At 69.2% G+C, this 13,121-nt stretch carries 15 protein-coding genes; 7 read left to right on the top strand and 8 right to left on the bottom strand.

Annotation, left to right across the window (positions count from 1 at the left end; all coding sequences use genetic code 11):
• Nucleotides 1-99: 99 nt before the first annotated feature.
• Both ACIBHX_RS36700 and ACIBHX_RS36695 read right to left on the bottom strand, forming a co-directional pair.
• The gene (locus ACIBHX_RS36700; RefSeq protein ID WP_397072031.1) at nucleotides 100-324 is read right to left on the bottom strand and encodes a DUF397 domain-containing protein; all 225 of its coding nucleotides are present in this window, start codon (nucleotides 322-324) and stop codon (nucleotides 100-102) included.
• Between the two features lie 51 nt (nucleotides 325-375).
• On the bottom strand, nucleotides 376-1,239 hold the full coding sequence (locus tag ACIBHX_RS36695) for a helix-turn-helix domain-containing protein (RefSeq protein ID WP_397072030.1): 864 nt from the start codon (nucleotides 1,237-1,239) through the stop codon (nucleotides 376-378).
• Nucleotides 1,240-1,597: 358 nt separating this feature from the next.
• Between ACIBHX_RS36695 and ACIBHX_RS36690 the strand changes: the two genes are divergently transcribed.
• The 6 genes from ACIBHX_RS36690 to ACIBHX_RS36665 all read left to right on the top strand — a co-directional run bounded on the left by ACIBHX_RS36690 (nucleotide 1,598) and on the right by ACIBHX_RS36665 (nucleotide 7,739).
• Entirely contained in the window at nucleotides 1,598-1,732 is a 135-nt protein-coding gene (locus ACIBHX_RS36690) for a hypothetical protein (protein ID WP_397072029.1), read from the top strand.
• Between the two features lie 363 nt (nucleotides 1,733-2,095).
• Entirely contained in the window at nucleotides 2,096-2,746 is a 651-nt protein-coding gene (locus tag ACIBHX_RS36685) for a hypothetical protein (protein ID WP_397072028.1), read from the top strand.
• A 317-nt stretch (nucleotides 2,747-3,063) separates the two neighbouring features.
• Complete coding sequence (locus ACIBHX_RS36680) at nucleotides 3,064-5,247, top strand: molybdopterin-dependent oxidoreductase (RefSeq protein ID WP_397072027.1); 2,184 nt, start codon at nucleotides 3,064-3,066, stop codon at nucleotides 5,245-5,247.
• Between the two features lies 1 nt (nucleotide 5,248).
• On the top strand, nucleotides 5,249-5,860 hold the full coding sequence (locus tag ACIBHX_RS36675; protein WP_397072026.1) for an HD family hydrolase: 612 nt from the start codon (nucleotides 5,249-5,251) through the stop codon (nucleotides 5,858-5,860).
• 63 nt (nucleotides 5,861-5,923) lie between these two features.
• Complete coding sequence (locus tag ACIBHX_RS36670; RefSeq protein ID WP_397072025.1) at nucleotides 5,924-6,796, top strand: Rieske 2Fe-2S domain-containing protein; 873 nt, start codon at nucleotides 5,924-5,926, stop codon at nucleotides 6,794-6,796.
• Between the two features lie 139 nt (nucleotides 6,797-6,935).
• Entirely contained in the window at nucleotides 6,936-7,739 is an 804-nt protein-coding gene (locus tag ACIBHX_RS36665; protein WP_397072024.1) for an NAD(P)H-binding protein, read from the top strand.
• On the opposite strand, the gene ACIBHX_RS36660 is transcribed toward ACIBHX_RS36665, so the two are convergent.
• The 4 genes from ACIBHX_RS36660 to ACIBHX_RS36645 form a co-directional block, all read right to left on the bottom strand.
• Complete coding sequence (locus ACIBHX_RS36660) at nucleotides 7,718-7,954, bottom strand: hypothetical protein (protein WP_397072023.1); 237 nt, start codon at nucleotides 7,952-7,954, stop codon at nucleotides 7,718-7,720. The two genes, ACIBHX_RS36665 and ACIBHX_RS36660, sit on opposite strands and share 22 nt — an antisense overlap.
• Before the next feature lie 30 nt (nucleotides 7,955-7,984).
• Nucleotides 7,985-8,740, bottom strand: a complete 756-nt coding sequence (locus ACIBHX_RS36655; RefSeq protein ID WP_397072022.1) for a sulfite exporter TauE/SafE family protein — start codon at nucleotides 8,738-8,740, stop codon at nucleotides 7,985-7,987.
• 42 nt (nucleotides 8,741-8,782) lie between these two features.
• The gene (locus ACIBHX_RS36650) at nucleotides 8,783-9,706 is read right to left on the bottom strand and encodes an SPFH domain-containing protein (RefSeq protein WP_397072021.1); all 924 of its coding nucleotides are present in this window, start codon (nucleotides 9,704-9,706) and stop codon (nucleotides 8,783-8,785) included.
• 94 nt (nucleotides 9,707-9,800) lie between these two features.
• Entirely contained in the window at nucleotides 9,801-10,589 is a 789-nt protein-coding gene (locus ACIBHX_RS36645; RefSeq protein ID WP_397072020.1) for an ABC transporter ATP-binding protein, read from the bottom strand.
• A gap of 65 nt (nucleotides 10,590-10,654) precedes the next feature.
• Here ACIBHX_RS36645 and ACIBHX_RS36640 point away from each other — a divergent pair, with 65 nt between their 5' ends.
• Nucleotides 10,655-11,392, top strand: coding sequence for a hypothetical protein (locus ACIBHX_RS36640; RefSeq protein ID WP_397072019.1), 738 nt, complete (start codon nucleotides 10,655-10,657; stop codon nucleotides 11,390-11,392).
• Here the strand turns inward: ACIBHX_RS36640 and ACIBHX_RS36635 are convergent.
• Nucleotides 11,373-11,999, bottom strand: a complete 627-nt coding sequence (locus ACIBHX_RS36635; protein WP_397072018.1) for a response regulator — start codon at nucleotides 11,997-11,999, stop codon at nucleotides 11,373-11,375. The two genes, ACIBHX_RS36640 and ACIBHX_RS36635, sit on opposite strands and share 20 nt — an antisense overlap.
• Nucleotides 11,999-13,114: a GAF domain-containing protein gene (locus tag ACIBHX_RS36630; RefSeq protein WP_397072017.1), complete on the bottom strand. Its 1,116-nt coding sequence runs from the start codon at nucleotides 13,112-13,114 to the stop codon at nucleotides 11,999-12,001. The genes ACIBHX_RS36635 and ACIBHX_RS36630 overlap by 1 nt, the downstream gene beginning before the upstream one ends.
• Nucleotides 13,115-13,121 lie beyond the last annotated feature (7 nt).

Here is a 13,121-nt window from a genome sequence, read left to right as displayed (position 1 = left end):
TCGACTTGGACCGCGAGCCGAAGTGTGATGAAAGAGGCTGTCACAAGCCTTCTCGAGAGCGGCCCTGACCGGTGTCCACCAACACCCCGGGGCCGTTCTTCATACCCCGGCTGTCAGCGCGGCCAGGTCGAACTCGCCCTCGCGAGCACCCGCGACGAAGGCGGCCCACTCGTCCGGCGTGAACACCAGGACGGGACCGTCCTGCTGCTTGGAGTCACGGAGCGCGACATTGCCGTCCGCGAGGCCGGCGACCTCGACACAGGCCGACGATCCGTTACAGAAGCGGCTCTTGCGCCAAGCCGCCGCCGTGCTGTCGATGTGCATTTTCTCCCCAAATGGGCGAAGGGGCACCGTTGCCCCTCTAGGTATCCGTCTTCAACGACGCCACATCATGGCCTTGCGCTGGATGAGGACCCGCGATTCGTCCTCGTCGAGCGCTTCGGACCTGATGTGGTCGAAGGCTGTCTCGTATCCAGCCACCAGTGCGAGGTCTTCGACGAATTGAGCGTTGTACAACTGCTCCAGGTATACAACATCGTCGAAATCCTTGAACCTCAGATGGATAAACGCGCCGGTGTTGACCGGATGGAGTGATTCCAGCGGCAACACACGCACGCTCACCTGCGGCAACAGCGATGCCTCAATGAGATGCTCCATCTGTTCGCGCATGACCGAGGGCTCGCCGAAACGACGCATCAGAGCTGACTCCTCCACCACCGCCTGGAACGCGGGAGGGTCGGGTCGCCTGATGACTCGCTGCTGCCGGTCGAGGCGGGCCTCGACCCTGCTGCGGACACCGCTGTGCGTGATGCGCACGATGCCGCGAGTGGCCAGGATGACCTCCCGCGCATACGCCTCGGTCTGCAGGAGGCCCGGCACCACCTGGGGTTCCCAGTGTCGATGAAGGATGGCCTCCGCCTCCAACCCGAGGAATCTTGTGTATTCCCCCGGCAGAGCGTCTTCGTAATCTTCCCACCAGCCTCGTTGATCCGCATCCCGCAGCAGGCTGAAGAGTTCTTCAAGCTTCTCGTCGTCGATCTTGTAGAGCTTCCCCATCCCCCTGATGTCGTCGACGCTCGGCATCGTCTTGGCGGACTCGATCCGGCTGATCTTGCTGGCGGACCAGCCCAACGATCGCGCGGCCGCGGCGCCGGTGAGCTTCCTGCGTTCGCGGAGGAGGCGCAGTTCCAGACCTAGCCTGAGCCTGCGAACTGTCGGGCTGCCCTGCTCTGATGGCACCGTCCACTCTCCTCGTCGGGAATGAAGGTGTAGCGGGAAAGGGTCGTTTGGAGCCCGGGATTGTGGGCCGTTCCGCTCAATCTTACACTGCAACTTGCACGAGCAGTGCCGCTTGGGCTTGCTTCAAAGCTTCCACGGAGAGACCGTGACGGGCAAGCGAGCCTTCGGTGAGAACCACCTGTTCCCGGATTCTCTCTCGTCTCGCAGGCCTCCGATAGTTCTCGTGCAAGTTGCATATGTAGATGCATCGCAAACAGGCAGGCAAGGTGCGAAGAAATCTAAATCTTCTCTTGCTCAGACTATTGCAGCATCATCGACCCAGGTAGACGATCGAGGCCTGGAGGGAGAGGAGGCCGCGATGACACGGAACCCGGCTCTCCCGATCACGATCGCGAGCGGCCGCACAGGCCGCATCCTCGGCAGCGTCGCCGTTCCCGATAAGAAGAGCTACCCCAGGGAGGCCGCTTGCCGGAAGGACGTCACGCGCTACTGAACGCTCATTCGAGCACGAAAAAAGCCGGACCGAAATCGGGCGCCCCGTCGCCGCACAAAGGGCTGCCACCCTGCGACGACGCCGGCGACCGGGGATCGGTCCGGCGTAAGAAGCCACCTCGAGTAATGCCGCGAAAGGGGTCTTCTATGTACTCACAAGGTACCAAGGGACTCAGCCGAATCAAGTCCCGGATCCGGGAACTCATCGCATGGGCCGACCGTGAACTCTGCGCCGAAGAGGACGAGTTCGCATACCGGCGCGGCTGGACTGTAACGAAGGCGGGATTCGGGGCCCGCCGTTACCGCGATCCCCGCTTTGACCAGCTCACCATCGGTCCCCGCATCCCAGAGGAGGTGTCCTGAAATGTCGCCGAGAAACCCACGTAACCAGATCTATCCGGCGTACGAGGACCTCCCTGGCGCCGGCCGTACCACCCTGCTGGCCAGGCTCTGGCGGATACGGACGGAGCTGCTGCTCATCGGCGGTCTGACGCTGTTCACGGTGACCACGCTGGCCGCGACCCAGCAGGGCAGATGGATCCCGTTCATCATGCTCACCAGCGCGGTCTCGGTCCCCGCGGTGACCAGGATCGGCCGCAACTGGGCCGTGGCCCACTTCTGGTGCGTGGTGTCCAGGCACCGCCTGCAACGCACCTGCCTGGAGACGACGATGCACACCAGAGCGGGACGCATCCCGCTGGTGCTGTGGATCACGCCCACGACGACCGGCGAGAAGGCGCTCATCCTCACCAGGGCGGGCATCTGCGCCGAGGAGTTCGAGGCCTACGCCGAGGAGATCGCGGCCGCCTGCTGGGCCAGGAGCGTCAATGTCTACCGCCACCGCAGGCGTGCCCACCTGCTGATCGTCGAGATCGTGCGCAGGGACGAGGCCCCCGGGGCCGCCTCGCCCGGCCTCGACCGCCTCTACGGCCGCCGCTCCTGGATGTCGCTGAGATCCGACATCGAGGAGCCCCCCGATCTGCGCACCAGAGTCCTGCTGAAGCAGATCGGCTGAGACCTGGGGCGCGTCCAGCCCACGACCGCGGGCCCGCTCCAGAGCAAGCCCCGGAGACCGCGGGGGCTCCGGGGCTTCCCACCCTTCATCACCTATCTGTTGTACGGCGGGGCCGCCGCCACCGGCCGCCCGCCGTACTTCGGCTGAGGGCCCGTGACCGGCGCTTCCGGCGAGTCGGGGACGCCTACCCGCCGTCACGGCGCTTCGTAGGCCGGGTATCGCGGTCTTCTCCGCCCGCCGTACAGCGGTAAAACACTGCTTCACTAATACGCGTCCGGAGGACAAGATGAGTTCAGCTGACGAACTCAGGAGTGGCGATGACGTCGACCGTCCACCGGACCTGTCCCCTGTGCGAGGCCGTCTGCGGCCTGACGCTCACCCTGGACGAGGGCGGGCATGTGACCAGCGTCAGGGGCGATCGGGACGATCCGTTCAGCAGGGGCTTCATCTGCCCGAAGGGCGCCAGCCTCGGCAGGCTCGACGAGGACCCCGACCGGCTGCGCAAGCCGCTGATCCGCGAGGGCGAGCTGTGGCGCGAGGCGAACTGGGAGGAGGCCTTCGACACGGTCAGGCAGGCGCTCGGCAGGGTCACCGACCGCAGGAGCGTGGCCGTCTACCTGGGCAACCCCAACGCGCACAGCATGGCAGGCCAGCTCTACGCCACCCCGCTGATCAAGGCGCTCGGCACCCGCAACATCTTCAGCGCGAGCACCGCCGACCAGATGCCCAAGCACGTGGCCAGCGGCCTGATGTTCGGCCACCCGCTGGCCGTTCCCGTGCCCGACCTGGACCGCACCGACTATCTGCTGATGCTGGGCGCGAACCCGCTGGAGTCCAACGGCTCGCTGTGCACCGCGCCCGACTTCCCCGGCCGGCTCAAGGCGATCAGGGCGCGCGGCGGCAAGCTGGTCGTGGTCGACCCGCGCCGCACCAGGACCGCCGCGCTGGCCGACGAGCACGTCTTCGTCCGGCCCGGCTCGGACGCCTACCTGCTGTTCGGCCTGGTCCACACGCTGCTTGCCGAGGACCTGGTCGAGCTCCGCCACGAGGTCAACGGGCTCGACGAGGTCAGGGAGGCGGCCAAGCACTTCCCGCCGGAGGTGGCGGCCCGCCGTACGGGCGTTCCCGCGGAGACGATCGTACGGCTGGCCCGCGAGCTGGCAGGCGCCAGGACGGCGGCGGTCTACGCCAGGATCGGCACGTGCACCGCCGAGTTCGGCACGCTGGCCCAGTGGCTCGTCGACGTGCTGAACGTGCTGACGGGCAACCTGGACCGCCCGGGCGGCGCCATGTTCCCCAAGCCCGCCACGGAGTTCGGCGCGGGCCGCCGGCCGTACACGACGGGAAGGTGGCGCAGCCGTGTCAGGGGCCTGCCCGAGTGCAACGGCGAGCTGCCCGTGGCGACGCTCGCGGACGAGATCGAGACAGGCGGCGAGGGCCAGATCAGGTTCCTGATGACCGTGGCGGGCAACCCGGTGCTGTCGGCGCCGCACGGGGCCAGGCTGGACCAGGCGTTCGCGACGCTGGACTTCATGGTGAGCGTCGACCCGTACCTCAACGAGACCACCAGGCACGCGAACGTGATCCTGCCGCCGCCGCGGATGCTGCAGGCGGGCCACTACGATTTCGCGCTGCTGGGCTTCGCGGTGCGCAACTACGCCCGCTACTCCCCGCCGCTGCTGCCGCTGGGCGACGACCGGCCGTCGGAGGCGCAGATCCTGGCCAGGCTGGCGATGATCGCCTCCGGGCTCGAGGGTGACCTGGACGAGTTCGTGATCGACCAGATGCTGCGCAAGGCCGTGGACACCCCCGGGTCGGGGGTCGAAGGCCGGGACGTATCCGAGTTGCGGGAAAGCCTGGAAGGCGGGACGGGAGCGGAACGCAGGCTCGACCTGATGCTCAAACTCGGCCCCTACGGCGAGTGGTCGGGCAAGGGTGAGCTGTCGCTGCGCGCGCTGCTGGACAACCCGCACGGCCTGGACCTGGGCGCGCTGGAGCCGCGGCTGCCCGAGGTGCTCAAGACCGCCTCGGGGGTGATCGAGCTGGCGCCGCCACAGCTCGTCGAGGACGTGCAGCGGCTACGCGAGCGGCTGGAGCAGGAGCCGCCGGACATCGTGCTGATCGGGCGCAGGCACCTGCGCTCCAACAACAGCTGGCTGCACAACGTGGCACCGCTGGTCGGCGGCAGCAACACCTGCACGCTGCAGATCAACCCGGCCGACGTGGCCAGGCTCGGGCTCGACGGGCACGCGGTGGTCCGCTCGGCCACCGGCGAGGTCACGGTGCCGCTCGAGCCGACCGACACGATCATGCCGGGAGTGGTCAGTTTGCCGCACGGCTGGGGCCACTCAGGCAGCAGCCAGGGCGTGGCGGCCGAGCACGCCGGGGTCAGCGTCAACATTCTGACCGATGAGTCTGCGGTGGACGTGCCCTCCGGCAATGCCGTGTTCAACGGCGTTCCGGTCAGCATTTTGCCAACCGGTGTGATCACCGCACATTAGGGTGTCGCGCGTGACTATCGCGTCAGAAGAGGACCGCCTGAACACCCAGATCGCCTTCGCCGTCGAAATCGACAAGTTGAAGCGGGTCATCCGCCGCAACCTCCTGATGGACGGCTCACGCCGGGAGAACGACGCAGAGCATTCCTGGTATCTGGGCATGCTGGCCTTGGTCCTGGGCGAGCACGCCCCACCGGGGACCGACCTGCAGCGGGTGGGCGCGATGGTGCTGGTGCACGATCTGGTGGAGATCGACGCGGGCGACACCTTCATCTACGACCCGGGCGCGGTGGCCGCCCAGGAGGAGGCGGAGCGGGCGGCGGCCGAGCGGATCTTCGGGCTGCTGCCCGAGGACCAGGCCGCCGAGCTGCGGGAGCTGTGGGCGGAGTTCGAGGCCAGGCAGACGCAGGAGGCCCGCTTCGCCAAGGCGCTCGACCGGTTCGCGCCGATCCTGGCCAACCACCACACCGACGGCGGCACCTGGAGCCAGTTCAAGGTGCGGGCCGGTCAGGTGCTGGAGAAGGTTCAGATCATCGAAGAGGGCTCGCCCTCGCTCGGCGCCTACGCCCGCGAGCTGGTCCGGCTGTCGGTCGCCCGAGGTCACCTGTCCGAGTGATGCGGCAGTGTCCCGGGTAGGTGACTTGTCGTGAAAGAGACTGTACGAGCGTCACGTCGCCACTTGCGGCGTTTCGTGGGGCCGGTCGGGCTGACCGACCGGCTCGAGAAATCCAAGACGTTCGATGGGCCGATCAGGGTGCTGGCCAAGGCCGTACGTTCGGCGCTTCCCCAGGGTCGCATCCGCGACTTCCTGCACGGCGTGCCCACCGGGAAGCCGCTGCACCCGCCGCTGGCCACGGTGAGCCTGGGCTGCTGGATCTCCTCGACGGTGCTCGACTTCTCCGATGCCGATCCCCGGGCGGCCCAGTTGCTGCTCGCCGTCGGGATCGGCTCCGCGGCCCCCACCGCGGCGGCCGGGCTCACCGACTGGTCCTCCCTGCACCGCGAGCAGCAGCGTGTCGGGTTCGTGCACATCCTGGCAAATCTGAGCGCGCTCGCCCTGTTCTCCGCCTCGCTGATCTCCCGGCTGAACGGCGGGCGGGGACGGGCGCTGTCGCTGGCGGGGCTCGCCGCGGCCTCGGTCAGCGGCTATCTGGGCGGGATCCTGGCCTACCGGCAGGGGGCGGGCGCCAACCACGCGCCCCAGGTCTCCCATCTCGTCCCGCTGGGCTGGCACGACCTGTGCCCGATCAAGGACCTGCCCGAAGGGCGGCCGGTGGCCAGGCGGCTGGGCTACATCCAGCTGTTCGTGCTGCGGACCGGCGAGGGAGTCACGGTGCTGGCCGACCGCTGCCCGCACCTGGCGGGCCCGCTGCACCAGGGGACGCTGGTCGTGGAGAACGGCGAGGCCTGCGTGGTGTGCCCGTGGCACGGCAGCACGTTCCGGCTGGTGGACGGCTCGGTCAAGCACGGCCCCGCGACCGCGCCCGCACCCTGCTTCGAGACCCGGATCCGGCGCGACGGCACCATCCAGGTGCGCCCAGGATTGACCTGAGGTCCGCCCTCTCCCGGGGGTTGACCTGCAGTTCGCCCTCCATCGGGGTTGACCTGAGGTTCCCCTCCACCTGGGTTGACCTTAGGTCCCCCTCCGCCGGGGTTGACCTTAGGTTTGGTTGAGGTTTTAGCGTCGGGGCATGAGCAGGATTCTTGTGACCGGCGCGACCGGCAATGTCGGCAAGCACGTCTTTTCCACCCTGGCCGAGGCCGGTCTGGACGTCCGCGCGCTCGTGCGGAACCCCGAGAAGGTGCCGGGCGACGCCGTACGCGGTGACCTCACCGACCCCGGGAGTATCGACGGGGCGTTGCGGGACGTGGAGAGCGTCTTCCTGGTCTGGCCCGGCTTCGAGGCGAGCGCCGCCGCCCCCGTGATCGAGCGGATCGCCCGGCACGCCCGGCGGATCGTGTACCTGTCGGCCAGCCATGGGACCGCTTTTCACCAGGGTGTGGAGGGGTTGATCAGGCAGACGGGGTTGAGCTGGACGTTCCTGCGACCAGGTGGCTTCGCCGCGAACACGCTGGGCTGGGCCGCGCAGATCCGCGAAGGGGTGGTCCGCTGGCCGTACGGGCAGGCCAGGCGGGCGCTGATCCACGAGAAGGACATCGCGGCCGTGGCCGTACACACCCTCACCTCGGCCGGGCACGGCGGCGCCGCGTACGAGCTGAGCGGGCCGGCGGTGATCAGCCAGGAGGACCAGGTGCGGACCATCGGCGAGGTGGTCGGCAGGCAGGTGCGCTGGGAGGACCTGTCCCCCGAGGTCGCCCGCGAGCATCTGCTGGCGGCCTGGGGCGATCCCGGCTTCGTCGACACGGCGCTCGAGACCTGGAAGGCGTTCGTCACCTCACCGGAGGAGGTGACCGCGACCGTCGAGCGCCTGCTCGGCAGGCCGGCGCTGACGTTCCGCCAGTGGGCGGAGGATCACGCGGACGACTTCCGCTGATTCTCGTCGGCGGGGTGCTCGACCAGGGCGAGGATGCGGCTGGACATGAAGCGCGCGGTGCGTACCGAGGTACCGCTGCGCGTGACCTCGCTCACCTCGACTAGCCCGCGTCGCGTGGTCACCTCGACGCGCCGACCGGCGCGAGTGGCGACGACCTCGTAGGTGCGCGGGGAACCGCCCGCGTCGATGACGATCTCCACCCGATCACCCTTCATGTCCAGATTTATACCCAGAAAGGCTGATATTTATACGTACACCAGTTTGATAATCGCGACGACGCCGACCAGGACGATGACGCCGCGCAGGAGGGGCGCCGGGATCCTGCGGCCGATCTTGGCGCCCAGGAACCCACCCACGGCGGTGCCGACCGCCACGGCCAGTACCGCCCACCAGTTCACCGGCGCGATCAGGATGAACAGCACGGCCGCGACCGCGTTCACGATCAGCGACAACACGTTCTTGGCCGCGTTGACGCGCTGCAGCGGCTCGTCGAGGAAGCTGCCGAGCAGGCCGATCAGCAGCACGCCCTGCGCCGCGCCGAAGTACCCGCCGTAGATCCCGGCGCCCAGAACGCCCAGCCACAGCTCGATCCCCCCGTGCGGGTGTGGCTCCTTTCGACGTGCCGCCAGCCAGCCGTTGAGCTTGGGCTGGATGATCACGAGCACACAGGCCAGGCCGATCAGCACCGGGACGACGAAGTGGAACACGTTCGGGTTGAGGTAGAGCAGCAGGATCCCGCCGATCAGCGACCCGAGCGCCGAGGCGGCGCCCAGCCTGAGCAGCCGTTCCCGCTGCCCCTCGAGCTCGGCGCGGTAGCCGTACGCCCCGGTGAAGGACCCGGGGACGAGCCCGATGTTGTTGGAGACGTTCGCGGTGATGGGGTCGAGGCCGACCGCCACCAGCGTCGGAAAAGTGATCAAAGACCCCGACCCGACGACCGCGTTGATGCCGCCTGCCAGCACACCTGCGGCGACAACTGCGACCGCCTCCCATGGACCCATGGGCCAGACCTTAGGGGACGCGGCCTTCGCGATCTTGTACGGCTACCGCTCTTCGGTGTCCTTCGGCGGGGAGAACAGGCCGCCGAGGTTCTCCAGGGCCTTGCCCATCTCCGACGGGATGATCCAGATCTTGTTGGCGTCGCCCTTGGCGATCTCCGGCAGGATCTGGAGGTACTGGTAGGCCAGCAGCCTCTGGTCGGGGTTGCCCTCGTGGATGGCCTTGAACACCATCCCGATCGCGTCCGCCTGCCCCTTGGCCCGCATGGCGGCCGCCTCCGCCTCTGCCTGGGCCCGCAGCACCGCGGCCTCGGCCTCGCCACGGGCACGCAGGACGGCGGCCTGCTTCTCGCCCTCGGCCGCCAGGATGGCCGCCTGCCGCTGCCCCTCGGCCGTCAGCACCGCGGCTCGCTTGTCGCGGTCGGCGCGCATCTGCTTCTCCATCGAGTCCTGGATGGAGGTGGGCGGGTCGATCGCCTTGAGCTCGACCCTGTTGACCCGGATGCCCCACTTGCCGGTCGCCTCGTCGAGGACGCCGCGCAGCTCGGTGTTGATCTCCTCGCGGGAGGTCAGCGTGCGCTCCAGGTCCATGCCGCCGACGACGTTCCGCAGCGTGGTCACGGTCAGCTGCTCGACGCCGACCAGGAAGTTGGCGATCTCGTAGGTGGCGGCCTTGGGATTGGTGACCTGGAAGTAGATCACGGTGTCGATGGAGACGACCAGGTTGTCGGAGGTGATCACCGGCTGGGGCGGGAACGACACCACCTGCTCGCGCAGGTCGATCATGTCCTTGATCCGGTCGATGAACGGCACGACCAGGTTGAGCCCGGGAGTCAGCGTGCGGTGGTAGCGGCCCAGGCGCTCGATGATGGCGGCGGTGGCCTGCGGGATGATGCGGACCGTCCGGACGACCCCGAAGACGACCGCGGCGACCACGACGAGGGCGACGATGAGCTGCGCGGTGGTCATGGCTTCGCTCCGAAGTCGTGGGGGCCCGACGTCGGAAATGATATTTGGTTTTGCCTTGTAGCGGTCGGTATCAGTGTTTAAGCACGAAAGCGATCTAGTACGCCCTGGCGTACCAACGGCCTTCGGCGTTGCGCTCCAGCGACAGCGGCACCCCGAACGTGCGCGACAGGTTGTCGGGCGTCATCACGTGCTCCAGCGGCCCCTGGGCCACCACCGAGCCGTGCCGCAGCAGCAGCCCGTGGGTGAAGCCGACCGGCACCTCCTCGACGTGGTGCGTGACGAGCACCAGCGTGGGCGAGCGGTAGTCGCCGGCCAGCAGCGACAGCCGGCGCACCAGGTCCTCGCGGCCGCCCAGGTCGAGGCCGGCGGCCGGCTCGTCGAGCAGCAGCATCTCGGGGTCGGGCATGAGCGCCCTGGCGATCTGGACCCGCTTGCGCTCGCCCTCCGACAGGGTGCCGAACCGACGGCGGATCAGGTGGGCCGCGCCCATCATGTCGATCAGCTCGACTGCCCTGGTGACGTCGTTGGAGTCGTACTCCTCGGTCCACCGGCCCATGATCGCGTAGGAGGCGGTGAGCACGAGGTCGATGACCTTCTCCTCCGGCGGGATCTTCTCGGCCAGCGCGGCGCTCGCCAGCCCGATCCTCGGCCGCAGGTCGAAGACGTCGGCCTGGCCGAGCCGCTCGCCGAGCACCTCGACCTCGCCCTCGCTCGGATACAGCAGCGTGGCGGCCACCTGCAGCAGCGTGGTCTTGCCCGCGCCGTTGGGACCGATGACGACCCAGCGCTCGTCCTCGTTGACCGTCCAGTCGATGCCGCGGAGCAAGGCCGCCCCGTCGCGCCTGACGGCGACGTCCTGGAGCCGCAGCACCTGACCACCCATCCCCGAACCTCCCTTGCGACCGCTGGGAACAAACCTATTGCAGGGCGAGCGCTTATCGTGGATCGGTGCCCTCTGAATCACCCATATCCCTCGCGCTGGTCGCTTGGGGCAACGCCTGGCTGCGCGGTCAGGTCGGTTTGGACGAGGCGGCCGACCAGGTGGAGACCATCACCGGGCCGACGGTCGTCGCCGGTCCTGACGGCGACGTGCCGCTGCGCCGCTACCTGGCGGACCTGCGTACGGCCGGCCTCAGCGAACTCCGCCTGGCGCTTCCCGCCCCCGGTGACCCCCTGGGCCTGTCCGGCCCGCCCGCCTTCAACTCGGCGGCCGTCGACGCGGGCCAGGCCGCGATAGCCGTACTGAAGGACGCGTGCGCGGGTCTCGTGCCCGAGCCCGACGTGCGCGGTTCGTCCTACGTCGGCGTACGGCTGGCCGTACACGAGTCCGGACCCGTGCGGCAGGACCTGCCGTCGCTGGCCGAGGCCGAGCGGGAGCTGTCGGCCGCGATGCGCTCGGCGACCGAGGCGCTGAGCGGCGTCGACGGCCCCGCGCAGGAGCGGCCCGGCAGGCTGGGCAGAGCGGGCGCGGAGCTGGCACCCGGCTACCCGGGGCGCGCCCACCGGGTGGCGCAGCTGGCGGGCAGGTTGGCCGCGGTGGTGCGGGCGGCGGACGAGCGCGGCCTCACCTCGGGCCAGATCGCCGCCAGTGGCGAGGCACTGCGCGAGCTCGACCGCGCGGTCCGCAGGGCCCTGGTGGCGGCCCACCACGCGATCTTCGAGCCGGTTACGCCAGACCGTGCCTGACCGCGTACAGGGCCGCCTGGGTGCGGTCCTGTACGCCCAGCTTCATCAGCACGTTGGACACGTGGGTCTTCACGGTCTTCTCCGCCACGGTGAGCGCCCTGGCGATCTCCCTGTTGGAGCGGCCCGCCGCGATCAGGGCGAGCACCTCACGCTCCCGTTCGGTCAGCGGCGCGGGACCCGGCACGCTGGGAGCCGCGCCGCCTGAACCCCCGAGCACGGCCTCGGCCGCCTCGGGGGCCAACAGCACCTGGCCGCCGTGCACGGCGCGCACGGCCTGCACGAGCGCCGGCGGGTCGACGTCCTTGTACAGGAACCCCGAGGCGCCCGCGCGCATCGCCGGGCCCACGTCGGAACGGTCGCTCACCGAGGTGAGCACCACGATCCTGGTGGCCGAGCCCGACAGCCTGCCGAGCGTGCCCAGCCCGTCGAGTACCGGCATCTTGAGGTCGAGCAGCAGCACGTCGGGCTTCAGCTCTCCGACCAGCTCGACGGCCTGCTCGCCGTCGGCGGCCTCGCCCACGACCTCGAGGTCGTCCTGCAGGTCGAGGAAAGTGCGCAGGCCCTGCCGTACCACCGGATGATCGTCGGCTATCACGATCCTGATCATCAGACCCCCACCTCCACGCGGACCGTCGTACCCGCGCCGGGGGACGAGCCGACGGTCATGGCTCCGCCCACGGATTCCGCCCTGTCGCGCATCGAGATCAATCCGAGCCCGCGGCTGTCGGCCTGCTCGAAGCCGCTGCCGTCGTCGGTGATCGTGAGGGCGAGCTTGCCTCCCTCGTAGGCCAGCCGTACGTCCACCCGCGAGGCGCCGGAGTGGCGCAGCGCGTTGTGCAGCGCCTCCTGCGCCACCCTGAGCACCACGACCTCGATCTCCGGGTCGAGTGGCGGCAGCTCGTCGAACTCGAAGTTCACCTGCGAGGAGTACAGCCGGTCGAGCATCCGCACGTGCTTGCGCAGTGTCTCGGCCAGCCCGTGGCTGTCGAGCTCGGCGGGGCGCAGCTCGACGATCACCGCGCGCAGCTCGGCCAGCGCCTCCCCGGCCAGCTTCTGCACCCGCTCCAGCTCCACCTCGGCCTTCTCCGGGCTGCTCTGCAGCATCGCCGCGGCGGCCTGGGCGGTCAGGCGCAGCGAGAACAGCTTCTGGGTGACCGCGTCGTGCAGCTCGCGGGCCATCCGGTTGCGCTCCTCCAGCATGGCCAGCTCGCGGCCGCGCTCGTACAGCCTGGCGTTGATGAGCGCGATCGAGGCGTGCGCGGCGAAGAGCGTGAGCAGCTCCTGGTCCTCCTGAGTGAAGCCGCCGGGCGTGCGCTTGTTGGCCAGGAAGATGATGCCGAGCACCTGCTCGCCGTCGCGGATGGGGACACCGAGGAAGTCCTTCATCACCGGGTGCGCCTTCGGCCACCAGCCGAAGCGCGGGTCCTCGCGCACGTCGGGCAGCCGGGCGGGCACGCCCTCCTGAAGCATCGCGGCGAGCATGCCGTGCTGGCGGGGCAGCGGGCCGATGGCGTCCCACTGCTTGTCGGTGATGCCCTCGGCGACGAACTCGGCGAAGGACCCGTCCTCGTCGGGCACGCCGAGCGCGGCGTAGCGGGCGTCCAGCAGCCGCTGCGCCGACCGCACGATGACCTGCAGCACCTCGCGCACCGACAGGTGGCGGGTGACGGCGAGCACGGCCGAGCTCACAGCCTGCAGGATCTCGTCTCGGTCGGGCGTCACGGACCCA

It is taken from the genome of Nonomuraea sp. NPDC050536 (assembly GCF_044457685.1).
Classification (GTDB): Bacteria; Actinomycetota; Actinomycetes; order Streptosporangiales; family Streptosporangiaceae; genus Nonomuraea.
The sequence above is the reverse complement of the archived record's forward strand: the minus strand, read 5'-3'. Positions and strand labels throughout refer to the sequence as shown.